The 26796-nt window shown below is 52.1% G+C and carries 24 protein-coding genes and 1 riboswitch; of the genes, 2 read left to right on the plus strand and 22 right to left on the minus strand.

The annotated features are described in order from the left end of the window. Window positions 1-33: 33 nt before the first annotated feature. The 9 genes from ASF12_RS18955 to ASF12_RS18995 all read right to left on the minus strand — a co-directional run bounded on the left by ASF12_RS18955 (window position 34) and on the right by ASF12_RS18995 (window position 9760). Window positions 34-1125 carry a cobalt-precorrin-5B (C(1))-methyltransferase gene (locus ASF12_RS18955; RefSeq protein ID WP_056037963.1) on the minus strand — a complete coding sequence of 364 codons (1092 nt, stop codon included), beginning with the start codon at window positions 1123-1125 and terminating at the stop codon, window positions 34-36. Between the two features lie 5 nt (window positions 1126-1130). Further along, window positions 1131-1781, minus strand: a complete 651-nt coding sequence (locus tag ASF12_RS18960) for a precorrin-8X methylmutase (protein WP_056037965.1) — start codon at window positions 1779-1781, stop codon at window positions 1131-1133. Window positions 1782-1821: 40 nt separating this feature from the next. Further along, a complete protein-coding gene (gene cobK / locus ASF12_RS18965) occupies window positions 1822-2589 on the minus strand; it encodes a precorrin-6A reductase (RefSeq protein WP_056037968.1) in 768 nt (255 codons plus the stop codon). A gap of 3 nt (window positions 2590-2592) precedes the next feature. Next, window positions 2593-3708, minus strand: coding sequence for a sirohydrochlorin chelatase (locus ASF12_RS18970; RefSeq protein WP_063892602.1), 1116 nt, complete (start codon window positions 3706-3708; stop codon window positions 2593-2595). 24 nt (window positions 3709-3732) lie between these two features. Then, a complete protein-coding gene (gene cobJ, locus ASF12_RS18975) occupies window positions 3733-5574 on the minus strand; it encodes a precorrin-3B C(17)-methyltransferase (protein WP_056037971.1) in 1842 nt (613 codons plus the stop codon). 165 nt (window positions 5575-5739) lie between these two features. Continuing rightward, a riboswitch (cobalamin riboswitch) is annotated at window positions 5740-5889 on the minus strand. 136 nt (window positions 5890-6025) lie between these two features. Then, window positions 6026-6295, minus strand: coding sequence for a hypothetical protein (locus tag ASF12_RS18980; RefSeq protein WP_046233152.1), 270 nt, complete (start codon window positions 6293-6295; stop codon window positions 6026-6028). A gap of 24 nt (window positions 6296-6319) precedes the next feature. Further along, window positions 6320-6793 carry a DUF6376 family protein gene (locus ASF12_RS18985; RefSeq protein ID WP_056037975.1) on the minus strand — a complete coding sequence of 158 codons (474 nt, stop codon included), beginning with the start codon at window positions 6791-6793 and terminating at the stop codon, window positions 6320-6322. A gap of 217 nt (window positions 6794-7010) precedes the next feature. Beyond that, window positions 7011-7334 carry a hypothetical protein gene (locus ASF12_RS18990; RefSeq protein WP_056037977.1) on the minus strand — a complete coding sequence of 108 codons (324 nt, stop codon included), beginning with the start codon at window positions 7332-7334 and terminating at the stop codon, window positions 7011-7013. A gap of 185 nt (window positions 7335-7519) precedes the next feature. Next, window positions 7520-9760 carry an MMPL family transporter gene (locus ASF12_RS18995; protein WP_081418920.1) on the minus strand — a complete coding sequence of 747 codons (2241 nt, stop codon included), beginning with the start codon at window positions 9758-9760 and terminating at the stop codon, window positions 7520-7522. 135 nt (window positions 9761-9895) lie between these two features. Here ASF12_RS18995 and ASF12_RS19000 point away from each other — a divergent pair, with 135 nt between their 5' ends. After that, window positions 9896-10510 (plus strand): TetR/AcrR family transcriptional regulator, encoded by a 615-nt coding sequence (locus ASF12_RS19000; RefSeq protein WP_056037982.1) that lies wholly within the window; start codon window positions 9896-9898, stop codon window positions 10508-10510. 158 nt (window positions 10511-10668) lie between these two features. Here the strand turns inward: ASF12_RS19000 and ASF12_RS19005 are convergent, their stop codons facing one another. After that, on the minus strand, window positions 10669-11457 hold the full coding sequence (locus ASF12_RS19005; RefSeq protein ID WP_056037983.1) for an undecaprenyl-diphosphate phosphatase: 789 nt from the start codon (window positions 11455-11457) through the stop codon (window positions 10669-10671). Between the two features lie 207 nt (window positions 11458-11664). Here ASF12_RS19005 and ASF12_RS19010 point away from each other — a divergent pair, with 207 nt between their 5' ends. Then, on the plus strand, window positions 11665-12198 hold the full coding sequence (locus ASF12_RS19010) for a hypothetical protein (protein WP_056037986.1): 534 nt from the start codon (window positions 11665-11667) through the stop codon (window positions 12196-12198). Here ASF12_RS19010 and ASF12_RS19015 read toward each other — a convergent pair. The 12 genes from ASF12_RS19015 to cobD all read right to left on the minus strand — a co-directional run bounded on the left by ASF12_RS19015 (window position 12193) and on the right by cobD (window position 26787). After that, on the minus strand, window positions 12193-13479 hold the full coding sequence (locus ASF12_RS19015; RefSeq protein ID WP_056037988.1) for a hemolysin family protein: 1287 nt from the start codon (window positions 13477-13479) through the stop codon (window positions 12193-12195). The genes ASF12_RS19010 and ASF12_RS19015 overlap by 6 nt on opposite strands. Window positions 13480-13637: 158 nt before the next feature. Next, window positions 13638-13997: a Lin0512 family protein gene (locus ASF12_RS19020; RefSeq protein ID WP_056039034.1), complete on the minus strand. Its 360-nt coding sequence runs from the start codon at window positions 13995-13997 to the stop codon at window positions 13638-13640. A gap of 64 nt (window positions 13998-14061) precedes the next feature. Then, window positions 14062-15204, minus strand: coding sequence for a DUF3900 domain-containing protein (locus ASF12_RS19025; protein ID WP_081418922.1), 1143 nt, complete (start codon window positions 15202-15204; stop codon window positions 14062-14064). A gap of 2 nt (window positions 15205-15206) precedes the next feature. Beyond that, the gene (locus ASF12_RS19030) at window positions 15207-16310 is read right to left on the minus strand and encodes a nitric oxide synthase oxygenase (RefSeq protein ID WP_056039038.1); all 1104 of its coding nucleotides are present in this window, start codon (window positions 16308-16310) and stop codon (window positions 15207-15209) included. A 206-nt stretch (window positions 16311-16516) separates the two neighbouring features. Then, the gene (locus ASF12_RS19035) at window positions 16517-16969 is read right to left on the minus strand and encodes a disulfide oxidoreductase (protein ID WP_056037989.1); all 453 of its coding nucleotides are present in this window, start codon (window positions 16967-16969) and stop codon (window positions 16517-16519) included. Between the two features lie 32 nt (window positions 16970-17001). Next, window positions 17002-17694: a DsbA family protein gene (locus ASF12_RS19040; RefSeq protein WP_056037992.1), complete on the minus strand. Its 693-nt coding sequence runs from the start codon at window positions 17692-17694 to the stop codon at window positions 17002-17004. A 107-nt stretch (window positions 17695-17801) separates the two neighbouring features. Then, the gene (locus tag ASF12_RS19045) at window positions 17802-19901 is read right to left on the minus strand and encodes a HelD family protein (protein WP_056037995.1); all 2100 of its coding nucleotides are present in this window, start codon (window positions 19899-19901) and stop codon (window positions 17802-17804) included. A gap of 410 nt (window positions 19902-20311) precedes the next feature. Then, window positions 20312-20605, minus strand: coding sequence for a DUF1294 domain-containing protein (locus ASF12_RS19050; protein ID WP_056037997.1), 294 nt, complete (start codon window positions 20603-20605; stop codon window positions 20312-20314). Window positions 20606-20651: 46 nt separating this feature from the next. Continuing rightward, a complete protein-coding gene (gene hrpB / locus ASF12_RS19055; RefSeq protein WP_056038000.1) occupies window positions 20652-23177 on the minus strand; it encodes an ATP-dependent helicase HrpB in 2526 nt (841 codons plus the stop codon). 24 nt (window positions 23178-23201) lie between these two features. Then, window positions 23202-24026, minus strand: coding sequence for a hypothetical protein (locus ASF12_RS19060; protein WP_056038003.1), 825 nt, complete (start codon window positions 24024-24026; stop codon window positions 23202-23204). 66 nt (window positions 24027-24092) lie between these two features. Then, the gene (locus ASF12_RS19065; protein ID WP_056038006.1) at window positions 24093-25682 is read right to left on the minus strand and encodes a cobyric acid synthase; all 1590 of its coding nucleotides are present in this window, start codon (window positions 25680-25682) and stop codon (window positions 24093-24095) included. Beyond that, entirely contained in the window at window positions 25675-26787 is a 1113-nt protein-coding gene (cobD, locus tag ASF12_RS19070; protein WP_056038011.1) for a threonine-phosphate decarboxylase CobD, read from the minus strand. Before cobD ends, ASF12_RS19065 begins: the two co-directional genes overlap by 8 nt. Window positions 26788-26796 lie beyond the last annotated feature (9 nt).

Genomic DNA, 26796 nt, shown 5'->3' on the forward strand with positions numbered 1-26796 from the left:
GCTGCCGTGCAGCTTAAATGCAGCTTAAAAACGCTATTGTTCAGCTCTTCCTAACAGCTGGGCTTTCATCGATATAATGACCGTCTCGACGATAAGCTGCCCGCCAGCTTCCTTCTTGCTGTGATAGCAGCACAGCTCGCTCATCCGTTCGAAAAAAGCATCGATGCCGCGCTCCTGCATCATATCTCCAACCTGTGAGGCGGTGTTCGCGCCGCGAATTTCTTCCACAAGGCCTTCGGGAACAGCTGCATATTCTGCTATTTCAGCGAGAAAGCCAAAGTCGACAGGCGCGCTTTTGGAATGCACCATCATGACGCCCTGTGCCACCTTCGAAAACTTGCCCATCATGCCGACTAGCGTTACTTTGCGAATATGCTTGTTTCGGGCCATTTTCAGCGAAAAGCCGATAAAATCGCCCATCTCGATAAAAGCCTCCTCCGGCAAATCGGGATACAGCTCCATCCCAAACTTTTCCGTTCGGCCACCTGTCGATAAAACAAGATGGTCGCAGCCGCTGACGGCTGCGACATTAATCGCTTGCGCGACGCTCGCTTTATATGCTGAGGTCGAGAATGGCACAACGGTGCCTCTCGTCCCGAGTATGGAAATTCCGCCTAAAATGCCGAGGCGCCCATTTAACGTTTTGAGCGCGATCCGCTCGCCTTCCGGCACAGAAATGACGACGCTTACGCCCCGCCCCTCCAGCTCGAAGCAGCGCAGCACCTCTTCCACCGCTTCATGAATCATGCGGCGCGGCACCGGATTAATGGCGGCTTCGCCAACCGGCACGGGCAGGCCAGGCTTCGTTACCCGTCCAACCCCAATGCCGCCATCTAGCAAAACACCTTCGCCGTCATGCCATTTGACCTCCGAAAAAATGCTCGCGCCATGCGTAGCATCCGGATCATCGCCGCCATCCTTAATAACTTCTGCTATTGCGGAATCTCCGGTCAGCTCACAGCTTACAATGGTAAAAGTGACCCGCTCGCCAATCGGCAGCACAATTTCCGACTCGGTCTGCTGCTCGCGCAAAATCAGCGCTGTCAGCGCCGCTTTCGTCGCGGCAGTCGCACACGAGCCTGTCGTATAGCCATGGCGAAGCGGCTTATCCTCTTTCTTGTCCACGCTTTTTACACTTGGCGCTCTGCCAGCAGGGAAATCGCGTTAACCGCAGCCACGGCAACCGGGCTCCCGCCCTTTCGTCCGAGATTCGTAATGAACGGAATGTCCAGCTTGGCAAGCTCCTCCTTCGATTCTGCTGCCGATACGAAGCCGACAGGCACGCCAACGATAAGGCCAGGCTTGGCTTCGCCATTTTTCACCAGTCTAATTAGCTCCAGCAGCGCCGTAGGTGCGTTTCCAATCGCATAAATTCCGCCGTCCGCTTCACGAATCGCCTTGCGAATGGAAATAATCGCCCGGGTCGTATTGAGGCGCTTCGCCTCCTCCATTACATCTGCATCCGATATGTATACGCGCACGTCGCCGCCAAACTTCTCAATGCGCGGCTTGCTAATGCCAACCTGAACCATCTGCACATCGGCAACTACAGGCTTGCCCGCAAGAATCGCCTTAATGCCCGCCTGAACCGCATCCTTATGAAACATCATGCTGCGCCCCAGCTCAAAGTCTGCCGAAGCATGAATAACGCGCTGAACAACGGCATATTGCTCATCCGTGAACGGGTGCTCCCCAAGCTCCTCGGTAATCATTTCAAAGCTGCGTGCTTCAATTTCCTGCGGCTGTACAGTAAGCGGTTTAAAATCCGTCATAAAATCCATGTTTTTCGCTCAGCTCCTTCAATCTTGATCTAACGTTTATTTATTTCAACATTTCCTTTAATGTATCACTTATTTCGTCAAAGCGCGAAAAAACATGCCCATAGGCAAGCTTAGGGCGCCCAATAATAATTGTCTCAATACCCATTTCAAGTGCGGCTTCCAGCTTCTCATCCACAGAACCGACCTTGCCGCTCTCCTTCGTAATCATCAGCGTCACGCCGAATTGCTCATAAAGAGCGCGGTTGAGCGCTTTGGAAAATGGCCCTTGCATCGCAACGATATGCTTTTGCGGCAGTCCCAGCGCTTCGCATTTTTCCATATTGTCGAGGCGCGGCAGCATACGGGCGATCAGCGTCACGTTAGGCAAGCCTAGCAGACGCTCGGTAAAAACCTGGAGCGTTTTGCTGCCTGTCGTCAGCATCACGACGCCGCCCTTGGCAGCCGCCATTTCGGCTGCTTCGGCATAATCATCCGCATACTGAATCAGCGGCTGTCCATCAAAGGTCAGGCTCTCGCGCTCATAGCGAATATATGGCACCGATGCTTGCTCGGCCGCCGCCATCGCATTGCGATGCGCCTCCTCGGCAAAAGGATGGCTGGCATCAACGACAGCCTGTACCTGATTTTCCTTCAGGTAAGCGGCCATCTCGTCTGCGGTCAGCCGACCTACTCGCACGTCAAGTCCGGCTTCCTTCAAGCTGCTTGCCGCACTGTCGGTCACAACCGAAGTCAGCACGCTATAGCCCTGCGCCTTAATTTGCACGGCGAGCTCCCTCGCATCGCTTGTTCCACATAGCATAAAAATCATTGCTTAACCCTCCCCGACAAGCGTAGCCGCCTTGGACGGATCATTTTTCTTCTGCGAATCTTCCTTGGCATCATCGGCAGCAAGCTCACCGATTTCAAGATGCTCGTGCTCGTGGTGATCATGGTCATGTTGGTCATGATTATGCTCGTGCGTATGGCCCTCATGATGCTCGTGATCATGCGCATGGTGATCATGATCGTGACGATGGTCATGGCCGTGGTCGTGTGCATGGTGTTCATGACCATGGTCGTGATCATGATGATCATGGTGGTGGTCGTGATGGTCGTGATCGTGATCATGGTGGTGGTGATGGTCATGATCTTTCATCGCTTGCAGGCGGAACTGGCACATATCGCAGTTCATCTTCACTTCGTCCTGCAGCGCTTCTGCTGCGCGGTCTTTCAAAATCTCTTTAAGCAGCGGGTGGAAGCCGAAATATTCTGCAAGCACAAATTCCGTATCCGGATATGCAGCCGTATATTGCTCCATCGCCGCTTCCATCCGTTTAATTAAGACACCGGTAAACAGGAAATAAGGCAGTATAATGACTTTGCGCGCGCCCAGCTTGAGGCAGCGCTCTACTCCTTCATCCATCAAAGGTGCCGTAACGCCAATAAAGGCGGTTTCGACCCATTTCACTTTTAGACGCTCCCAGAACAAGCGGGAAATTTTGAATAGCTCACTGTTCGCATCCGCATCGCTGCTGCCCCGGCCGACGATCAAAATGGCCGTATCCGCAAGCTCGCTTTCCTCTGCGGCAACCGCTTCGCCAAGGCGGGAGGTCAAAATTTCCAGCACCTGATCGTGGACGCCAATTGGCCGTCCATAAATAATATTTACAGCTGGGTAACGCAGCTTTGCCTCATCAATTGCTGCTGGCATATGCAGCTTTGCATGCCCTGCCGAAAATAACGTAATCGGAATGACGGCGATCCGGGTCGCCCCTTTTGATACGCAAATATCAAAGCCCTGCTTCATCGTCGGCGTGACAAACTCCAGAAAGCACAGCTCTACCAAATCTGCTTTCAGTGTTGAAGCTACAGAGGCGACAAACTCGCGTACCTCTTCATTGCCTCTCTCATCCCGGCTTCCGTGCCCTACAAACAAAACCGCATCCATCTTCCTTCATCTCCCTTGCTGTCGCTAGTCTCCGCACAATGCGTCTTCGATATGAAAAACAGGCAGCTCCTGATAGCGATAGCCTTCTATTTGACCCATTCGTTTGAAAAATTTATGAAAGCGCTCATTCGGATGGCCTTCCGATTTATAAAGAGCAATAATGCGTTCAATCAGTGGCACGATTTCGTCGACGGCAATGCCTTCGGCAACCGGCTGCGCGGCATGCGCGTTGCGGCCGACGGTTTTGCCGCCGAGGAACAAATCGAATTTGCCACGGCGATACACGATGCCGATATCCTCGTTAACTGCGCCATAACATGCCATGCCGCAGCCATTGAACCCGACACGCAGCTCCTTCGGCATTGCCATGCCGCCGATCTTGTCTTGCAGCTCATCGGCATAAGGCACCGATTCCGCCTTCTCCAGATTGCAAAAATCGCAAGCCTTCAATTGCAGTACATCACCGATTGGAGCTAGGCTGAGCCCATCCGCGCGCAGCTTCGCCGTCACACTGTCCGGGTCCGATGTTGGAATCCGCACCAGCAAATGATGATGCGGCGTATATTCAATCGAACCCTTCTCGCCAACAGCCTGCGCCAATGCTACGAGCTGCTGGGGCGTGAAGTTTTTTGTCGCGACACCTGGGCTTACGGCAAACTCAAGTACCGATTGCTGCGCAAACACAGGCATAGGGCTCGATACTGCGCCAAACGCCGCACTAGGCTCGATCCCCTTGCTGCGATCATTCAGGAGAACCGCTTCCATCGCCAAATGCAGAGGCGATACTGCAGGTGCCGGGGCAGCCTCTGCCCTCATTGAAACGGCTGTATTTATTGGGGCTGGGGCCGGCTTCACGGGCGCAACCGGGGGGGCTACTGCAACCGCCACTCCGCCGCCCTGTCCATTATCATTTCTCGGTTCATCTGGCGCAACCGCCTGCGGCTCCTCCCGCTTGAGCAGCTGGTCCGTCGCGTCATATTCATCCGCACGATAGCCCCCGTCCGCTGGAAGCTCAGGCATTCCTGCCGTATGAAGCGCCCACGGCTCATTCTTCTCTTGCAGACGCTGGTGGGGCTTCAAAGGCTGCGCGCCTTCGCCAAGCGTATATTTGCGCTGATAGCCGCGCGGCGTAATCATTAGCCCGTCATAATTGACGGTCGTCGAGTTGCCGATGACGACTGTTGTCAGCATGCCGATATCATGGTCAAGCATACGGGCAAGCGTCGTCACGACAATGTCTTCACGGTCGCGGTACGCGCTTTTCACAATGCCTACCGGCGTATCTGGCGAGCGGTATTTGAGCAAAATCCGCTGAGTCTCCACGATTTGCCGCGTTCTTCTGCCGCTGCGCGGGTTATAAAGCGCAATGACGAAATCCGCTTGTCCGGCCGCTTCTACCCTGCGCGCAATCAGCTCCCAAGGCGTCAAATGATCGCTCAGGCTGATCGTGCAAGCATCATGCATTATCGGCGCGCCAAGCAGGGATGCTGTCGAGTTAATGGCAGAAATGCCGGGAATCACTTCAACCTCTACCCCGCCATTACGCTTCCAGCCTTTCTCAATCAGCACCTCATACACGAGTCCTGCCATGCCGTATACGCCCGCATCGCCGCTTGATATAACGGCTACCTTCTTGCCGTTCTCCGCTTGGCGCACCGCTTCCTGCGCCCGGCTGACCTCCTCTGTCATCCCCGTACGCACAATCGCCTGATCGCTGATTAGCTCCCGAATCAAGTCGACATACGTGTTGTAGCCGATGACAATATCGCTCTCCTGAATCGCTTCACGGGCGCGTTTCGTAATATGCTCGAAGCTCCCTGGGCCGAATCCGATAATTAACAGCTTGCCGACGCCTGCTTCACTCATTGATGCCCAACTCCTTCTATGTAGCAATTTACAATTTCTATCCAACAAAAAAAGCACCTCTAACGATATGTGTTAGAAATGCTTGAAAAGACCAATGTCCTTGTTAAACGCAGACAGCGAAGGGCCATCCAATCTCTAACACCTTCCTAATATCCACGTAGGTTTACAGTGTCGTTGAAATAAGCAGGTCTCCTGGCTTTGAAGCGTTAGGACGCTTCATACAGTGGCGGGTCCGCGCCGGTCTCTCACCGACTTCCCTATTAAGTCAACTTGGGCGCTTTGGCGCCTGCTGACACTTATTCCCTTCCTATTAAATTGTAATCTTAATGATAACATTAGATTGTATGATCGACAAGTGCGTTTATGCCATCAGCCTTGGCGCAAATAGAGCCGGCGCAAGCACGGACAGCATGTCCAGGCTGACACCAGCTCTATTTTTTACCGGAGCTATTTATTTCTTCTCAAGCGTTTCCCAAGCTGCATTCACGAGGGAATCAAACAGTTCATCGTCCTCTTCCAGCTCATCCTCAACCGCCAAAAGATCTTCTTCCTTGCCCGATTCATTCAGAAAAAACAAACCGTAGCCCCACTCTGTCGCCTTGCGGCTATGAAGGGTAATTTCGTATTGGTTCGTCTGGCCCTCTACTTCAAAATGAACCTTGCCTACGAAACCGGATTCCTTGGAGTTCGTCATGCTAGCATGCAAAATATTTACTTTCATCTTCCACTCTTCCTCTCTTTACCGTTACGATACCAGCTGCTGAAGTTGATTCACTTGATTTAACAGCTCGTTGATTTTGTTAATCGTATTTGGAATTTCCGTTGCGTCAATCAATGCTTTGCCGTCTTCGATCTGCTTCAGCACCGCATCAATGCTTTCCTGCAGCTTCAAATTATAATCGACCACGGACTGATGGACGTCCTTGGCAAAATCCGGCGCGTGCAGCTCGCCAAACTGCTTGATGGACTCCTGCACAGCTACCAGCTGTTCTTTATAATCAGCGCGTGCACTCGCATCGTTTACGGCTTGCTCCGCAAGCTGCGTCGCCTGCTCGCTGAAATTTGTCAGCGTCTGCATGTACGTTGCTGCTCCCGTCACATATTCGGCCGAGTTTGATACGGAATTGACCGTCTGCTTGGCTTCCTCAAATAACGAGCATCCTCCTAATAATAACATTCCAATGATTAAAAGTATGCTTTTTCCTGAACGAATGGCCATGTTTAATCTCTTCCTTTCCGCCTGTCTTACACAGAGCACTACTTATACGGCAGATGCGTCCAAACGGTTGCATTTCGTCTTATCATTAAGCTTGTCCATCATTTAATAGAAAAATAAAACATGAGGCCGCAGATAGCTAAAATGCACGCTGGCTATTGTTCGCGTCTGCGGCATAACGATGCAGCCCTATCATTAAGCTGCGCCACTCCTTTGGCAGCTAACGCTTCGACTTGAAAGCATGCTGGCGCCATATGACGACGATAATGAGAAATAAAGCAATGACACCTGTAAGCAGCCACCCGGCCTGCTCATCGGTCAACTGATCCCCGGGAGCGGTTGCAGCCGGATCTGGAGCCTCATGACCCGCATGTTCATTACAGGGGGAGTCGGTTGGCGATGAGGCGGCAGCATTCGTCTGCTGCTCATTATTTGCAGGAGTACAGACATCTGCTGCGGACACGGATAGCGATGCGGAACTCCAGAGGCTTATTCCAATAAACAGGACTACGATAAATATTAGACGAAGGAACCTCTTTCTCATTTTGGCGAACCTCCTTTGCGCTTTTCGTTTCCCCTCATTTTATTCCTGTGCGCCCAGAACGGAAGCTTGGCCTATGGAATTTTCACACCTGTACATATATTAGCAGCAAAATAAAAAGCGCCTTTCCCTCCTGGTCATGCCGACCAGACAGAAAGGCGCTTTGCTGCTGCAAATAATAATGCGATTTAAACGATTTGCCTATGCTTGCCAGACTTGCTTTGTTCTTCTCCCACTAGCTCTGCCCTAGCCGGCCAGAAGGCTCTATTGCCAAGCAGCGTTGTAATGGCCGGCACGAGGAACGGTCTCACGATGAACGTATCCATCAGCACACCAATCGCTGTAATTACGCCGAACTGCACCAATACCTGAATAGGCAGCGTCGCTAGCACTGCGAACGTAGCAGCAAGGATCAACCCTGCGGACGTAATGACGCCGCCAGTCTCTGCGACACCTTCACGAATGGCTTGCTTGAGCGGCATTTTCGCTTTTTTCTTCCAAATGCTCGAGATCATAAAAATGTTATAGTCCTCGCCAAGAGCAATGAGGAACACGAAGGCGTACAGCGGAATCGCTCCTTGAATCGCTTCTGCCCCCATCCCATAATGCAATACAATCCAGCCGAGGCCTAAAGCAGAGCCAAATGACAATAACACGGTGGCGATTAAATAAAGGGCTGCAACGATGGAGCGCAAATAGACAATCAGCAGCACTAAAATCATCCCAATAACGAGTGGGATAATAACTTTATTGTCCCGATCGGTCAACAGCTGGGAGTCATGCTGCGTTGCTGTCTGTCCGCCTACCCACACTTTAGACTCCGCATCCGAAACTCCTACTTTATCCAATGCTTCCTCCGCCGCTCCGCGAAGCAGCGGAACCAGATCCATGGCCTCCTGTGAATAAGGATTAATGTTTAGCGTAACCTGAACGGACTGCAAATTCGGGTCCTCTTCACTTTGAACCGGCTCCGATACGGAATCAACGAGATCCATATCCGAAAGGCTGGCGACAAGCTCCACTGGCTTGCCATCGGTTTGAGCCGCCACGGTTATAGGAGCCAATTGGCCTGGTGTGAAAGCTGTTGAAATCGTATCAAAACCTTCACGCGACGGCATAGCTTTCGGAAAGGAAGACAATAAATCATACGTAAACTTAACCTGTGGAGCAAAACCAGCCAGCGCACCGAGAAAAATAACGCTCGCGATAACAACGGTCCAAGGCTTCGCCACGACTAGGCTTCCTACTGCTGTGCCTAGCTTGCTGCCTTGGCGACGCGGGCGAAACGGCTTGCTGCGCTTCTCTGCCCGCTGCTGCTGCATTCCTTCGGTGCGAGGAATGAACGGGAAGAAAGAAGCTCTTCCCATAATCGACAATAGCGCAGGCACGAGTGTCAGGCTCGCAATGCCCATAATGAAAATCGACAAGCTGAATGGGATAGCAAAGCGCTGGTAAGCACCATATTTGGCGGCAAGCAGCGCCAGCAAGGACAGAACGACCGTGAAGCCGCTCATCGCAATCGCTCCTGATGCATCACGGAAAGCGATTTTGAGCGCCGTCATCTTATTGTCTTCCCGCTCCAGCTCTTGGCGGAAATGTGCAATAAAGAACAGGCAGTAGTCTGTGCCTGCACCAAACAACAGCACCGTCATGATCGAAATGGCTTGGGCATCTACTGTAATCCAGCCCTCTGATGCAAGCCAGCCGAGAATGGGGCTCGTAACCAAATAAGCGAACCCTACGCCTACAATCGGAACGACCGCTAAAATAGGCGAACGATAAATAAGCAGCAATAGAATAAGTACAATCAGCACCGTAGCAATAAGCAGCGATACATCCGCTCCTTTGAATAATGCCGATGCGTCCACCTGAATGCCCACAGGACCGCTGATTCTTGCACTCAGCGCGTCAACACCAGTTGTTGCTGCGTCAAACGGGCTCGTGCCGCCTGCCGCTTCTTTAACAAGCCCTTGCAATTTCTCCAAATTGCTGCGCAAAATTTCCGTATCCGCATTTTCTGCAAATGTAATCGGTTGAACAAGCGTGCCTCCGTCTTCCGATGCCAGCTTTGAGAGCGCAGGAGCCGGCATTTGATGCAGCGGCAGCAATTCTCCTTGTTCTGGCAGCGGCTGCTCGCTGAGGAGCTGCGACGTTTTCTGAATGAGTGCATAATCCTCTTCCGTAAGCCCGGCATCCCTATGCCATACGAGCAGGGCGGGCACACCAGCCCCATTCGGGAATTTATCCTTCATTAATTGATCTGCAAGCACGGACGGGCTGTCTGTTTCCAGATTAGGCGCATTATTTTTCTCTTGCCCACCAACAGCAGGAAGCCACATTGTTAAAGCCCCTGCAAGCACGATCCATACGATTACGGTGATCCAGCGTGTACGGCGGCCCGCAACCGCACTGCCTAATTTCTCTAGCATTACTCCCATCCTCCGTTTCACATCTTCAGTCATTTGGTTTAAAATAGATTTTGTAGACTAAATTAATTATATATACTCGAAGGTTAATTAATCAACTGCTTTTATTACAATTACATGAACATGGAGGGTCACGACATGGTAAATGAACAAGAAAAGCGCAAACCTGGCCGTCCAAAAGGCAGCAGCACCGCTCAAACGATGGAGAAAATTTTATTTACGGCATCGTATCAATTTATGGAGCTTGGCTTCGAGAAAGTATCGCTCGACGGCGTTGCCAAAGCATCCGGCGTTACCAAGGCAAGCGTCTACTACTATTTCAATAATAAAGCGGTGCTTTTTACCGAGGCGATTTTATTCGTCTTAAATATCGCTTATCAGCAAACGCGTAAAATCATTACCGGTCCCGGAGAGCTTAAGGACCGACTGCTTATTGTCGCTGAACGGCATATGGCGAACGCCCATGTCGACTTTGAAACGATGATGCGCGAAGCGGCTTCAGGCCTCACAGAGGAGCAAACGTTATCAATCCGTGCCGGAGAATCACGGCTCCATGAGCTGCTCGCTGACATTTTTCAAGAGGCAATGGATAAAAAAGAGCTGGTTTCAGGCAATCCGCTGCTGCTGGCCCACGCCTATACCGCAATGCTGAGCATCCGCAACCGTAAAAAAGTTGTCAATGATGAAGCTTCACTCAAGCAAACGGCGCGTGAGCTTGTAGAACTATTCTGGCATGGCGCCGCCCCCCATTAGTACGTGCGCCAGCTAGGAGGAGCTAGGCGGGCGTTTTCACGATCATTCAGCTATACGCAGACGCTTGCCGCGAAACCATAAAAAAAGACTCCCTTCAGCCTCCAAGGGCCAAAGAAAGTCTCTTAATGATTTAAGCTGCTGCTTTGTCCTGGCACCGACTACAAAATAATAAAAGCAAACACGATGGCAAGCGCAAAGCGGTAGTAGGCGAACCAAGATAAACGCAGCTTTTTGATTAAATTAATAAAGGTAACGACAGCAATGAGCGCTACGATAAACGCGGTAATGAAACCAATCAAAAACAACGGCATATCCGCCATCGTCAGAAATTCACGGCTTTTAATCAGGTCAATTCCGCTTGCTCCCGCCATCATCGGCACCGATACGATAAACGTAAATTCTGCAGCTGCCTTCTGGCTCGCCCCGAAAAACATGCCCCCCGATATCGTCGATCCGGAACGCGAGAAGCCCGGCCATAGCGCCAGTACCTGAAAGCAGCCAATCGCAAGGGCCTGCTTGTACGACAGGTCATCCAGCTCTTCAGCCGTTACTTTCCGCTTAATCCGGTCAGCGAAGATCATCAGAATACCGCCTGCGACGAGACCAATCAATACCGTAGTTGTACTAAACAAATATTCTTTAATAAATCCATGAAATACGACACCGATTAGACCTGCCGGAAGCATAGCAAGCGCAATATGCAGCGCGTTCATCCCGGATGATTTGGAGAAGTTGAAGTTCAATAGCTTCAAGAACCTTTTGCGATAAAGCACCAGCACGGCCAGCACCGCTCCAAATTGAATGACGACCTCAAAGGTTTTCGCACGGTCTCCTGTAAAGTTAAGTAAATCCGCGAGTAAAATGAGATGCCCTGTCGATGATACAGGTAGAAACTCCGTCAAGCCTTCCACGATTCCCATCAGAATCGCATTTAATAAATCCACCATTCTCCTGCCTCCTGCATCCTAATCTCTAATTTCTAATTTCTAATCTCAAATAAACTCTATTATTGTAACACATGACTTCCGCCAAGTCTTGCTCAGCAAGTCCCAGATTTTCGACAACGAAAGCTTGGTTTTTGCAACTAGTTGTAAGGGCCTTCCGTATTAGTGGTGTGATATTTTCAACGTATGCCAAGAAGGGAGCCTGCACTATTGAATCAACAAGAAAACATGCCAAATAGCCCACTCCATAAAAGAGAAGGCGACCCGCTCGCGCTCACCAAGAGCGAAGTGATTATGCAACCGGATATTACCGCTCAATTAAGCGGCACATGGAAAAAGCTCTCGTTTTGGATAAAAATGACGGCTGCTCTAACGATGCTGTTCGGCTTGTTTCAAACGTTCGCCAGCCTGCTGCAATTTGGCCTCGGAACGATTGCTGGGCTGCTGGAAATCAGCATTGCCGTCGTCTTGTTCCTGCTAGGGAAACAGGTAAGCAAGCTTGCTGGCCATTCGGATGAAAATGCGATGCTCAAGCTGGCGCAGCGGCTGCTGCTTTATTTTCGGCTGCAAGCCGCTTTTATCGTTACGTTCGCTATCGTCTTCATCATCATTGTCGTGACCGTCATTCATTTTCTCGTGGACTGGGACTGGGCCATTAACCTTATGCAGCACGGGCGAAAAATGAACAAGCTGCTCCTGCGGCTGGAAAGCTTGTATAACACCGTTGCAGGCTGGTTCTCATAACGAACTGGAGACGATAATTTCGATTTTGCGAATGCGATGCGTCTCTTTCTCGCGAATGATGAATGTCAGCTCCGCAAACGTCCACGCCTCCCCTACAGGGAGGTCGGGCATTCGGTTAAACAGCCAGCCGCCAATGGAATCCACCTCTTCACTTTCTAAATGGCTTCCCGTCGCTGTATTCACCTCGCTAATGAGCGCATTGCCATTTACCATGAACCTCCCCTCCCCTAGCTGGTCGATTTCCTTCACTTCATCCGCATCAAATTCATCGCGAATTTCGCCTACGATCTCCTCGATAATATCTTCAATCGTAATCAGCCCCGATGTCCCGCCATATTCATCGAGCAAAATCGACATATGCACCCGTTCCGTTTGCATCGTTCGCAGCAGCTTTTTAATCGGCATAACCTCCGGCATAAACATGACCGGCTGCATGAGCGAGCTTACCTCGGTCGTCTTCTGATCCACATAATGCATAAAAAACTGCTTCGTATTAATGACGCCGATAATATTATCCTTGCTCCCCTGTGCCACTGGAAAACGCGTATATTGCTCGCGTTTGATGGTCGCAACATTTTCCTCATGCGGCTTATCGCTATACAAGCACACCATGTCGGTGCGCGGCACCATAATTTCTCTCGCCAGCCGCTCGTCGAATTCAAAAATCCGATTCACATAGCTGAGCTCGCTTTTATTGATTTTGCCGCTTTCGTAGCTTTCGGACATAATCAGGCGGATTTCCTCTTCAGAATGGGCTTCATGCTCCGTAGCAGGCTTAAAGCCCACTAATCGCACCAGCCCATTTGCTGACCCATTCAGCACCCATATAAACGGAAAAAACAGCCGGTAAAACCAAATGATAAGCGGCGCCGTGAGCTGGCTAATTTGCTCAGACTTAATAATGGCCAGTGTCTTCGGCGCAAGCTCGCCAAGCACGACATGCAAGTAGGTCACAAGACTAAAGGATACGATAAAGGACAGCACATCGGCAAAATCACCCACGACGCCCCAATGATGCAGCAGCGGATGCAGCACCTCATGAATCGTCGGCTCACCGAGCCAGCCAAGTCCGAGCGCTGTAATTGTAATCCCTAGCTGGCAAGCAGATAAATAGCCGTCCAAATTGTTAATGACCTTTTCTACCGCAGCCGCGTTTTTCGCGCCTTCGGCTACCATCTGATGCACGCGGCTTGCCCGTAAACGGACGACAGCAAATTCAGTCGCCACAAAAAAAGCGGTGAAAATAAGCAAAATTACGAATACCGTCAGCTTCCAAATCATGCCGAATCTCCTCTGCCATTTTGGACTATGCCCTATTGTTTCCATGAACGGCGAAAATCATTACAAATGGCTCGGCTGAAAAGAAAAAGCCCGCAAGGCAAGCTGTAAAGCTACAGCTGCCTGCGGGCTTTTTATAAGAAGCATGGACTAATTTCGGACTAATAGCCTACCTCAACGGATGCATTGACAATGTAGATCAAATCATTGCGGTCCGCCTTGTCCGGAAGCACAATGCCGCTTGTCGTCAGCATGCCACCGTCCACAAGCTCCACAGTCACCGTCCCATAAGGGAGCACCGCTTTCACTTGCTCGATATCCAGCAGCTCCTTGTCGCAAGGAACAGCAAGGCGCACTCTGACCTTCATCGCATCCAGCGTTCCGCCAGGCAAAATTTCAAGCAGGCCAGGCATCGAATTGTGATGAATCGCATTTTGCACAGCCCGTACCGCCGCTTTCGTAACGTCTTGACCATGCAAGTCGCAGCCCATGCCGATTTCAATAAACAGCAGCTTTTCCATCGTTGCTCCTCCTTTATATTCCTTATTGCTTATTCCATATAGCTTGCCAATATGGCTGTAAATGTTATTCGCCTTCGTAATTCGGATCATTCGCTAGATCATCTGCATAACGCTGCAAATCCTCAATTGCGCTGCTCTCTTGCTTATGCGTCCCGATCTCCGGCAGCAGCTCCATCAAATCCGGCGGCTGAAGCAGCTCGATCGGCGACATCCCTTTATCAAACTGGAACGAATCCCCTTCAATGACGACAACATAACGGCCATTATGCTTGGCAAAATGCAGCGCTGTACCGAATTCGGCCAGCAGACCCTTAACCGTTACGCTGTCCAGCTTGAACGTGAATGGCAGATCTGGCTTTTGCTCCACAAGCGCTGCCGATGCCAATGTTACCTGCTCCTGTGACCAGTACTCATGAATATCGCGTTTCTCGCTGTGAGCCCATACTTCAATTGCATTTTCTTCCTCGTGGCGTTCAGTGCTCTCCGTCACGCCCTCCCACTTGTCATCCATATACTGCTGCACCATGTCCAGCAGTTGGTCGCTCATCACTTCCGGAAGCGGCTTCTCATAGGATACGTATTTGAGAAAATCCTCAAAATAGCGGGCATGCGACGCCTGATGAATTTTAAGCTCCCAATGCTCCAATATTCCCTCCTCGGGCATATGCGGATATTGAATCGACTTGATGCTGCGGGCGCTAATCGCCATTTCCACTTGCGAAATCAAATTGCGCTCATCGGAGATGCGGGCGATTTTCGGCTCAAAGTCACATTTTAGAAGGAATAAAAAGGGCTCATCAAAAAAAGTATTCAGCTTGGCTCTTGCAATAATAAAAGCACCGCCGCGCACCGCGCTCGTATCCATATAAATATGCACCAGCTCGTCTGCAATGCCAATGTAACGCTCCTTGTTGTCCGCATCACGCAGCCGCTGGAACAAATTATAGTTCTGATTGCTGCCCAGCTCATAGCCAGGCTCGACCATGAAGCGGCCGATCTTAGTCGGCGCATTTTCCGAATTCGGGTTGCGCTCTACTTTGCGCTTGACGATGCGGGCAAACTCCCCGTCCAAAAATCGCTTAATCTCACTATCTTCATAATCCTCTTCCTCCAGTGTCTGATAATGCTTGTACCGCTTGGAGGAGCTGCTGTCCTCTCCCTCAGTAACAATGACGAAAAAGGATAAATATTCCATTATAAAATCCACGTTTATGACCCTCCGCTTGTATACGCCTTTTCCTGATATAAATAAGCCGGCTTTAATTCCGTATCATCATAGCTCCGATGCCATACTGCTGTCGTTGCCGGAGACATCGGCGGTATAAGCCATGACCAGCGACCTGTAACCGCACGTCCCTGTTCCTTCTCCTGCTTCTCAAAGCGCGTAAACTGCTCGGCAGCCGTATGATGGTCAACGATGCTGGCGCCATGCTTTTTGAACGAATGAATGACGGCCGTGTTCAGCTCTACCAGTGCACGATCTTTCCAAAGGGACGTATTCGTCGTCATATCTAATCCCATTAATCTCGCGACGACAGGCAGCTGATTGTATCGGTCCGTATCTGCCAAATTGCGCGCCCCGATTTCCGTTCCCATATACCAGCCATTAAATGGCGCTGCTGTGTAAGAGATTCCGCCGATTTCCAGCTGCATATCTGCAATGAAAGGTACCGCATACCAACGCAGGCCCAGCTCCGCAAACGACTCCAGCTCCGGATGCGACAGTGGAATTTCCAGCGCCAGCCCTTCCGGAAGCTCGTACAGCTTCGGTTCTTCTCCCTGCTTCTGAATAACAAGCGGCAGCACATCGAATCTGGTTCCCGCACCTTTCCAGCCCAATGCCTCGCAAGCCCTCGTAAATGACAGAGATGCAGGATCGCCAATGACACCGCCAACTCCGTCCTCATAGCCTGCATAACGAACAAGCTGATGGTTCCACAGCCGGATTTGGTTCTTCTCCTGCTTCGCTGCAAAAATCGTAATCGCCGGCCGGACTTTGCCGCCATTCGTTGCATAGCGAATATGCGAAAATATCGCGTCTGCAATATCGTCTTCCTGCTGCAGCGAACGGGCGTCAAACACCTCCATCGTATGCCAAAAAAGACGGCCAATACAGCGATTGCTGTTGCGCCACGCCATTTTCGCCCCATGCTGGAGCTCTTCATATGTATGCTCATAAATACCTGTACGCTCTACTTCGGACCGGATTTCAGCAAGCCGAAGCACAACCTCCGCTTCACTTTTGCCAAGCTCTGCATAACAGGTAAAGATGAACTGCTCTGCTTCTCTATATAGCTGCTGCTCCACTTCGATCATGGTGTTCCCTACTCTCTTTATGCTTTGACATCGCTTCTTTTAAGATACCCCATTTTGCCTTCATTCGCTAGCTGATTGCTAGGAGATTAGACGATCGGTCCGACGTTTGTTCACGGCGTTGTCACTTATGCTGCATCCCGAATATGCAAAAAGCAAAGCTCCGTTTGGCGTTGTCAGCCTCGGAGCTTTGCTTGGGAATACAGCTAGTTTTCGTTTGCTTCTTGATCATTGCTTTGGCGAGCCAACAGCAGAAACACGATAATAAGCACAAATGCGATCATGGACATCATCGGAATCGTCAGAAAGCCAAACCAGTTCAAATAATCAAAATTGCACGGGATGCCAGAGCGGCAAGGCACCAGCTCGCCCACCTTCGGAAACCAAATCTCGAAGTTATGGAAAACGGAAATCGCCAGGCCAATTATATTAATCGGCAGTAAGTATTTAACAATATTTCGGTCTCCGCGATACGTCGCAATACCTAAAATGATGACCTGCGGATACATGAATATACGCTGATACCAGCATAAATCGCAAGGCAGAAACCCTTTAATTTCACTAAAATACAAGCTTCCGCCCGTTGCGGCTAACGTAATAATCCAGGCGAAATATAAAGCGTAACGTTTCAACCACGATTCATAGGGTGGCGTTGTCATTTTTGACCGGGCTCCTTTTTAATCAAGGCCCCTTATTTTAGAGCTGCCTCGATTGTTGATTTGAGTGTTGCGTAATCGAGACTTGAAACCGCCTTGCCGTTAATAAAGACGGTAGGCGTTCCTCCGATATTCAGCGGACGAACGAGCGAATTATCGCGGTCTACCTGCTTTTGATAGGTTTTGTTCTCGATGTCGCTCTTCAGCAAATCAAAATCGATAGGAAGTTTGGCATCCTTTGCAAGCTGCACCAAATGTTCCGGCGTTGCCCATTCGATATTTTCATTCTGTTGATTATCATAAATCGCTTGGTTATAAGTCCAGAAGGCGTCATTATTTTGCTGATAGACCGCTTCCGCCGCGAGTGCAGCTGTCACGGAATCTTTGCCGATGAACGAATAGTTCGCAAAATAAAAGGAGGCTTTGCCTGTTTCAATGTAATCCTTCTCCAGCTGAGGTTTGATTTGTTGCGAAAAATCACGGCAAACCGGGCACTTGTAATCGCCAAACTCAACGATTTTGACAGGTGCATCTACACTGCCCTGCACAGGCATTGCGGCATAGTCAAATTCAAACGGCTTGTTCTGGTTGTTAATGCCGAGTACGATGACGATGATAACCGCCAAAATACCAATCGTCAGAAAAATAAGCGAGCTGCTCGAATTTTTCTTCGGCTGCTGCCTTTGCTGCTGATTGCTGCTAGAACCTTTTTTCTTTGTTTTCGTCACTACCGCTCAAATCCTCCTCAAAAAAATACAGGTATATACATCTTGTAGCAATTTTAGTTACAAGGCCTGCTAAAGTCAAGAATTTGCGGCAAAATGCCTTAATACTGTCATAATTCTTGCACGCCTTCCGCAACGTCCGCTACTAACGTGGTAAACAAGCCTTGATAAACTAATTTTAGCTTATGAAGCGCTCTCGTACAACCAACATATAGCAGCTTGGCGTCCTGATCGGTATAAGCAAGCGCCCCGGCATCGGCAATGAGAACCGCGTCAAATTCAAGCCCTTTGGACAAATATGCCGGCACAACGGACAAGCCGCCGCTGTATTCAGGCTGTCCTCGTTCTACGAGTGATGCTTCCACCCCCGCAGCATTCAAAGCCGCATGGATAACGGCACATTCCTCCGTCGTTCTTCCAATTACCGCGATCGTCTGATAGCTGCCGTCTGCCTGCCATTCTCGAACCGTTTGCTCCAGCATATCCATCCACTCGCTTGGCTGTGCTGGCGCAAGCTCCACGGCATCTCCGCTCCGGAATACAGGTACTGCTGCCTTGACGCCCGCCCCCATTGCACCAAGAATCCGATTGGCGAATGCGATAATTTCCATCGTGGAACGATAGCTGCGGTTCAGTTCAAAAAATCCGGTCTGTTCTTCGTCATACAGCGCCGTAAGCTCCTGCCAGCTATGAATGCCTGCATAGGCGTGGATGCCCTGCTGCAAGTCGCCCAGCACGGTCAATGACGGCGTTTGCTGGCAAAGACGCAGCGCTTCCAGCTGGAACGGCGAATAATCCTGCGCCTCGTCAATGACGATATGGTCATAAGGCGCTGTTTGCAGCCCAAACAGGCGCAAATGAATATAGGCGAGCGGCGCCAAATCCTCTGGCGCAATCGTTCCCGCTTTCAGGCGGGCAGCCGTTGCTGCCGCTATTGCTTTTGGCACCAGGCTCATCGCCTGCTTGCCTTGAAAGAATGACGCATATAGCTTCGGCGCGGTATAGGCCGGAATTTTTTTCGCTAATGCATTTAAGCGGGTTAACGCCTTGGCCCGTACTTTTTTATCATGAATGCCGCGCATTTTCAGCTCGGATTCCAGCCATCTGCGAATACGGCTGACGAATCGCTCGCGCTTGCGCATCAGCGGCTCCTCGCCATAATCGGTGCGACACCATTCAAGCATTTGCTCCGGCATAAGCACCAGCTTGTCTACAGGCTCAAATGGCTGCAAAGGCACGATGCTTTGTTCAAGCTGCTCCAGCCGCTCGTCAATCGCCTGCTTAAAATCAAGCGAGCCTTTCAAGCGTCCGGGCGCCTCCGCAATTTCCTCCGCGCTGCGATAATGCTCAAACCAATATTCTAGTGTATCGGTTTTATCATCCATTCGCACTTCAAGCTCCAATAGATCCAGCGCCCAGTCGGCAAACGTCGTTTGCTGAATATCGCCTACGCCCAGCTCCGGCAGCACGCCGGAAATATATTCGAGAAACATGCGGTTAGGCGCAAAAATAACCATACGCTCCGCCCGCATCCGATCGGCATATTGATAGAGCAAAAAAGCGAGCCGGTGCAGCGCTACCGTCGTCTTGCCGCTTCCCGCCACGCCCTGAATAAACAGCGCCTTGCTCCGTCCTGAACGAATGATCGCATCCTGCTCCTGCTGGATCGTCGAGACGATATCCCTGAGCCGATTGTCTTTATTTTCACCAAGTCGATAGAGCAAAAACTCGTCGGTGACCGATTCTTCTTCCTGGCCACGGGTGAAGCTGTCTACCATCCTTACAAGCTCGCCCTGGCGAACCATCAGATTGCGCTTTAAATAGACGATCCCTTCGATTTCGCCATCAGGAGAATCATAGGTAATCGCCGCTTCACCGCCTGTAAAAGAATAAAACAAGCTGGCAATTGGGGCACGCCAGTCAATAACGATTAGCTCCTTGCCGCCCTCTCTAGCTACGCCTGCCTTGCCAATATAGAGCTCCTGCTTAGCGTCACCCGGCAGCTCCTGAAAATCAATTCTTCCAAAATACGGCTCGCGGAAAGCAATTTCCAGCCCCCGCTTCCGTTCCTCTCGTTGCAAATCGAGCATTTGCTCCGTAAAATCATCGCCTGTGTAGCGCGGGCCTATCGCGCTTAGCTGTGATTGTATTTCATCAAGCGAGCGTGCCAGACGCTCTTGCTCTTCTTGATAGGCACTTTGAACCGTCATATCAGCCAGTTACCTCCTAAGAATATAGTGGGAAAACGAACTGTCAATATACCATAGGAGAATAGCGGGAATCAACTTCTGATTTCCAATCAAGGTGAAACGGCTGTCGCCGCCCTTTGGCAGCGCGGCGCGTTTCATTCCGAGAAATATAGAGAAAGGATAACGAAATCATATCCTTTCCTATATTTCAAGCAAAAACGACTTCGTCGTCTTTCTGGGACGTGCGAAGAGCTTTGCCCTAGAATTCTAAGCGGATATAAGGATGAAACTTATAAATTCTTAGAATTCAAGGTGAAACGGCTGTCGCCGTCCTTTGGCAGCGCGGCGCGTTTCATTCCGAGAAATATAGAGAAATTATGGCGAAATCATGCTTTCCTATATTTTAGAAAAAGCTAGCTGCGCCCGTTGAGCTATTTGAAAATCGAGATGTCGAACACATAGTGGAATACCGCTGCAAATAGAAGCAAATTCAACATGACAAGCAGCGGTATGCCAATAACGAAGGAGCGATGCTTTGTCTTGTGGCGCCATGCCCGCATTCCGGCATAGGCGCCAATAGCGCCTCCAAAAGCGCTCAAAGTAAACAGCCGTTTCTCTGGGATGCGCCTTTGCTGGCGGCGAGCGCTCTGCTTGTCGAGATACATGAGCGTAAACGTCCAGCAGTTAATCGCGAGTATAAATAAAATAAAAAGCTGCATCGACATTTTCTAGCCCTCTTTTCCTTGTTGCTATCGTTATGAATCCTGCAAGCTACTTGCGCGGCTTTACCCGATTCGTCGGCTGCGCCGCGTAAGGGTCATCCGGCCAATAATGCTTCGGATAGCGTCCTTTTAAATCCTTCTTCACTTCAAAATAAGCTTGGCTCCAAAAGCTGCCCAAATCGCGCGTCACCTGAACCGGACGCTGCGAAGGAGATAGCAGATGAAGCGTTAGCGGCAGTTTGCCCCCAGCGAGCAGAGGCGTGTCCTTCATGCCGAACAGCTCCTGAAGCCGGACAGCGATGAACGGCGCTTCCGGGTCATTGTAATCGACCGGAATGCGCGAGCCGCTTGGCACCGCTATATGCGTCGGAACCTGCTTGTCCAGCTCCTGCCGCTGCGTCCACGTGAGCATGCCTTCCAGAAGCTGCTGCATGCTGAGGCGCTGCAGGTCGGATTTGTTCTTCATCCCTTGAATATGCGGCAGCAGCCATTCGGCGAGTGATGACGTGGACAGCAGCCCCTCATCAGATACATCCGGCCAGCTGCTGTCATAGTGCCTCATCAGCCGCATACGGGCGAGCAACTGGGCTGCCTGCTTGGACATCGGCAGCAAGGCCAAGCCCTCCTGCTGCACACCCTGTGCCAGCGCCGCAGCGACGAGCTCCGCATCCGGCTTCGGCAGCGGTTTTTCCTGCAATAGGAGTGCGCCAAGCCGGACGCGCTCACGCGCCCTTACCGCTTGGGCGGACGCATCCCATTCCACGATGCGCTCCTGCCGAATTTGGTCGCGGGCCGCCGATGCCAGCTCGCCCTCCGTCAGTTCAGCCGCCAGCCGGATACGGCTTTCCGTTCCGGCGTCGTCGAGCTCCGCCGCAACCAGGTAGGCTGCGCGCGACAAGGGCTGGGCTTCCGGCAGCGCCGCGCCGCGGCCGTTCGCCAGCAAATATCTGCCGTCGCTGCGCCGCTGCGCAATGCGATCGGGATAAGCGAGCGCCAGCAGCGCGCCGCAGGACATCGCGGCGTCCTGCTGGCCCGCTCCGGCAGCCGCTGCTACGCGCGCGGCCGATCCTGCTTCGCCGGCTGCTGCGCTAGCCAGCAGCCGGCTCCATTGCTGCGCCTGCGAGCGAATTCGCTGCACGGCGCCGCGATCCACCTCAGCACCGTCGCCGCGGTGCAGAGCATCCAGCCGCAGCTGCACATCCGCGCTGCGCTGCTGTGACAGCAGGTCGCGCTCGCTTAGCAGCGCGGCCAGCTCGCAAGCACGCTCCACCGCGCCATACTGCTGCGCGCGGAGCAGCATATACCCGAGCCTCGGATGAAGCCCGAGCCTCGCCATTCGCCGGCCCGACTCCGTAGGCCGGCCTAATGAATCAACAGCCTGCAGCAGCTCAAGCAGCTGCAGCGCCTGCTGATACGCGCCGATCGGCGGCGGGTCCAGCCAGCCGAGCTCCTCCGGCTGCTGGATGCCCCATACCGCAAGCTCCAGCGCGAGCGGCGCAAGATCGGCCTCCAGCATTTCCGGCTGGCTGAAGGGCTGCAAATGCATTTGCTCCTGCTCCGTCCACAGCCGGTAGCAGACGCCCGGAGCAAGCCTTCCGGCGCGCCCCCGGCGCTGGTCGGCTGACGCTTGCGATACCGCTACCGTCTCCAGCCGCGTCATGCCGGTGCGCGGTGAAAAACGCGACACCCGCATCAGCCCGGCATCGACGACGATACGCACGCCTTCGACCGTCAAGCTGGATTCGGCAATTGCCGTCGCCAGCACGACTTTGCGCTCGCCAGCAGCGGACGGCTGAATCGCCTGATCCTGCGCTTCCAGCGGCATCGTGCCATAAAGCTCCGCCACCTTAACGCCCTTCATCCGCTCTTCACTCGCAAGCAATGAAGCGACGCGCCGAATTTCGCCAACGCCTGGAAGAAAGACAAGCAAATTCCCTTCATCAGCAGCAAGCGCCTGAAGGATCGTACTGACAACACTCGGCTCGATGCGCCCTTCCACTTTCGAGGAACGGTAGATCGTCTGCACCGGGAATACTCTGCCGGCGCTCTCAATGATCGGCGCTCCGCCGAGCAGCTCCGCAACGGGGCCCGCTGCAAGCGTCGCCGACATGACGAGCAGCCTTAAATCGCTGCGCAGCAGCGCCTGCGACTGAAGGCTCAGCGCCAGCCCCAGATCACCATGCAAATGGCGCTCATGAAACTCGTCAAACACAATAACGCCAACGTCCAATACTGCCGGGTCCTCCTGAAGCATGCGGGTCAGCACGCCTTCCGTCACCACTTCAATGCGGGTCCGTGCACTCACCTTAGTATCCAGACGAACACGGTAGCCGACCGTGTCGCCTACCTGTTCTCCGAGCATCTCCGCCATATATTTAGCTGCAGAGCGGGCTGCAAGCCTGCGCGGCTCCAGCATCATAATTTTACGGCCGTCCAGCCAGGCCGCATCCAGCAGCGCAAGCGGCACGCGCGTCGTCTTTCCGGCTCCTGGCTCGGCGACCAGCACGGCGCCGCATCCAGCAGCAAGCACCTCAAGCAGCTCCGGCAAAACCGCATCAATCGGAAGTTGATTCATCTTTTTCTCCTCAATAAAACCGTCTTATTTCATAATGCGCAGCATTTGCACAACGGGACGGCTATCGCCTTGAAGCGTCGCCTCCGCGCTGCGCAGCTGCGAGGAGCCGTCACCATCGAGAAAGATGCCGCCGGCAAGCTTGTTGTCGCCAATCTTTTCGATAACAGCTTCGCGAAAAGCAGGCAAGCTCCCCTTCGTGCTGCTGACTACCAAATAAATATTGCCCAGCTGATCGTATACCGCAGCAGACCTTAACCGCGCGTCATCGGGAAAAGGAGCATTTTCCTGTTCCGCCTGCGCCAGCCAGCCCGCATCATTGCCGATGCTCATGCTAATGCCGCCCTGCGCCCAGAAGCGTGTATGATCCTGAACTTTAAGCTCGGATGCCTTGCTCGCGATTTGGACGCTTAGCTGATCCTTAACGCCATCCCAAACGAGCGTACCGCGGGCATATTTGGCATTTTCGCTGCCGGAGCCATATTCGCCCTGCTCTTCATTGACTGCAAGGCTGTTGACCACGGCAATGCTGAGCAGCGATTTTTCATAAAAAAATCCGCCATTTATGCCATAATACGGCGTTAACGCCACATTATTTTGCACCAATTGAGGCTTTACGTTGGCTGGCCGGGTTTTCAGAACATGCAGCATGAAGCCATTTGCCGCTTCCACAGCCGCATAGCTGTAATTAACAGGCTGCTGGGTGCCGTCGCTTGCCGCTCCGCCCTTTTGCTGCATCGACTGAATCATTCCGTAAAGCAGCAGCGCGCAAAAGGCAAGAAACGCCAGCATAATGCCTGCGATGATCCAGCTTTTTTTCTTTCCCAAACGCTGCGCAGCTTGCTCCTCCATGACCTCGCCCACTCCCTTTTCCGCTCTTTGTCTAAAGATTCCATCCTACTAGATCTGAAACGTAAGCTAACTACCCAGTTCCCCGCCCGCAGCAAGCACCTTATAAACGAGCGGCATATTCAAATGCTGGCGTGTATGCTCTGCAAGACGATCAAACGCCTCTTCGCGGTTTTCACGAAAACGAAGCTCTGCCGCAAGCGGCTCCCAGCCGCGCGCTATACGAATGTCATTCAGCCACGCCCGGCGCAAATCATCATTATGTAAAATGCCATGTATAAACGTGCCCCAAAGCCTGCCATCCACCGAGCATGCTCCTTCGCCTGCATAATCAAGCTCGCCATCTTGCAGCGGTTCTACACCAGCCAATTGGCTTCGAATGGCAAAGGGCTGGCGCAGCACGCCATGCTGGAAAATTTCTCCCATATGAATTTCATAGCCTTCAACAGGCAGCTGTTCGGTCAGCCAAGCTGCGGCAGCGCGGGCATGGCCCTCTACACGAACCGTTTTCTTCTCCCCTGCAAACTTTACGTCAAAAGGAAAAAAGCCAAAGCCCGGTGTTTCCTTATGCTCAGACTCCACACCTGCCGGATCAAGCAGCATCGCGCCAAGCATTTCATAGCCCCCGCAAATGCCAACGAGATATCCACCCTTCTCAGCGAACGCGGTTATTTGCTGGGCAAGGCCCATTTCGCGAAGCCACAGCAAATCCTCGACCGTATTTTTGCTGCCTGGCAAAATAACCGCATCAGGAGTGCCCCATTGCTCAGGCCTGTCCACAAAACGCAGCATGACGTCCGCTTCAAAGTAAAGCGGATCAGCATCGGTAAAATTGGATATGCGCGGCAGACGCAGTACGACAATATCAAGTGTATCAGGCCGCTGTTTTACTTGCTCTTCCAGCTTGCGGTCCAGCGACAGCGAATCCTCATCCTCCAGCGCAAGTCCCGGTAAAAAAGGCAATACGCCAAGCACCGGCTTGCCCGTCCGCTCCTCCAGCCAATCGACTCCGGGCTGCAGCAGTCCTACATCGCCGCGAAATTTATTAATAACGAAGCCGCATACGCGCTCGCGCTCATGCGGTTCAAGCAGCTCAAGCGTACCGACAATCGAAGCAAAAACACCGCCCCTGTCGATATCTGCCACCAGAATGACGGGCGCATCTGCCCAAGCAGCCATGCGCATATTGACAATGTCGCGATCTTTCAGATTAATTTCCGCAGGGCTGCCCGCGCCTTCCAGCACGACAATATCATGGCTGCTGCGGAGACGGGCGAGCGCCTCCCGCACGATAACGCCAGCCTGCGGCAAGTAGCTCTCCCGATATTCACGCGCGCTGAAATCGCGCAGCGGCTTCCCATGAACGACGACCTGTGAAGACATCTCCTTCGTCGGCTTCAGCAAAATCGGGTTCATATCCGTCGTCGCCAGCACGCCGCAAGCATCGGCCTGCATCCCCTGCGCCCGTCCAATTTCCTTGCCATCCCAGGTAACGTAGGAATTAAGCGACATATTTTGTGATTTGAAGGGAGCGACGGTATAACCATCCTGTCTAAAAATCCGGCACAATGCGGCTGTCACCAAGCTTTTTCCAACATCGGAAGCGGTGCCCTGCACCATAATTGTCAGCCCGGCATTGTTTTCTGATTGCTTACTCATGCTTATCCCTACTATCCTCTTTAAAATCTTCCAGGCATTGTGCCAGCGCCTCGAGCAGCTTTTCATTATCGCTGCGGAGCTTGATCGCAAAGCGGCAGTACCGGTCATCAAGTCCGACAAAATGGGAAGCATCGCGAATAAGCACCCCGCGGCTGCCCATTTCCTGCTGCAAAGCAGCAGCCGTTAGATGAGGCAGAGACGGCAGCCTTACGAGCACATAGTTGGTTTTGCTTGGCGTTACGGAAAAGCCAAGCCCCTCCAGCTGCGAAGTGAGCCAAGGCCGCTCTTCATTAAGCCATTTCAGCGTCTCCTCTGCATATTCCGCATCCTCCAATACGCCCTCTCCAATAAGCTGCGCGAGCGAGTTGACGCTCCAAGGAACCTGCAGCAGCCGCAGCGCTGCAATCCGCTCTGGCGTACTGATCACATACCCGAGCCGAATGCCAGGAATCGCATAAAATTTAGTCATAGAACGAATGACATACAGCCTGTCATTGCTGGCAGCTTCCTTCACCAGCGAATAATCCGCTTCTTCAGGCACAAAATCCATGAAGGCTTCATCCACGACCACCGTAGCGCCGCCAGCCAGCAGCTTCTTGATGAGTGCCGGTTGAACAAGCCGACCCGTCGGATTATTGGGCGAGCCCAGCATATAAAAAGGCTCTTCCATCTCGGTCGTCATGCTTTGGATCGCCTCTTCCGTCAGCTCAAAGCCATTTTCCGGCTTCAGCATGATCGGGGCAATGCCGCTGCTAATTTTATGAACGGCGTCGCCATATTCGCTGAAACATGGAAACGCAAGGCTTGTAATAATAGGATTTACAGCACGAACGGTCAGATCGATCAACTCTGCCGCACCATTTCCAATTAATATGCACTGCTCGTCAATGCCGTGCAGCTTCGCAAGCTTCGCCCGTAATCCGCGTACCGCAGGGTCAGGATACTTGCCAATCTGCTGGGCATAAGATAGCAGCACCCTATGTACCAAGGGGGGCGGGCCTAACGGATTCATATTGGAGCTGAAATCGACAAACTGATCAGCTGGCCGTCCGAAATTTTCCTCTGCCGTACGCAGGTCACCGCCATGTCCGTATCTTTCAAGCATGGTGCGTAT

It is taken from the genome of Paenibacillus sp. Leaf72, assembly GCF_001422685.1.
Lineage (GTDB): Bacteria > Bacillota > Bacilli > Paenibacillales > Paenibacillaceae > Pristimantibacillus.